General features: G+C 38.8%; 1 protein-coding gene. It reads right to left on the bottom strand.

Going from position 1 to position 464, the window contains the following annotated elements; translation table 11 throughout:
• A partial coding sequence (locus tag FILTAD_RS08520; RefSeq protein ID WP_148085395.1) for a transposase occupies positions 1-386 on the bottom strand: 386 nt, incomplete at its 3' end.
• Positions 387-464: the final 78 nt, after the last annotated feature.

Genomic DNA, 464 nt, shown 5'->3' with positions numbered 1-464 from the left:
CCGATTGTTTTTTCAATTAACAGATCCAATAGATTAATATCCTGTAGGCGAAGCTTTCGGAATTTCGTCAAAGAACTTGGATTGATTACTTCATCTTCTGGTGCCATCTCCAAAAAGAATTTAAAAGACATATCATACTTGGATCGTTCAACAACGTCAGCATCTGATAAATCGTAGATGGACTTCAACAAAAGATATTTGAACATCCGGACAGGGGGCACGGCATTGCGGCCATTATCGTGGCAATATTTTTCTTTTAATTCCTCGAGGACGAAAGAGAAATCAACTAGGTTGTTCATTTGACGAAGCTGGTTATCTTGAGGCACAACAAGATCGTAAATTGATGCAAACGGGCTTAAAGTAAGGGACTGTTGGTTGGAGATCATCGGGAACACCGCCTAGGATAATTGTTACTTTCATTATACAAAAAAAACGACCTTTTCTCTACTGAGTGAAAGATCGTT

Origin of the sequence: Filibacter tadaridae, from assembly GCF_900609045.1 — a bacterium.
GTDB classification, from domain to species: Bacteria; Bacillota; Bacilli; order Bacillales_A; family Planococcaceae; genus Sporosarcina; species Sporosarcina tadaridae.
The sequence above is the reverse complement of the archived record's forward strand: the minus strand, read 5'-3'. Positions and strand labels throughout refer to the sequence as shown.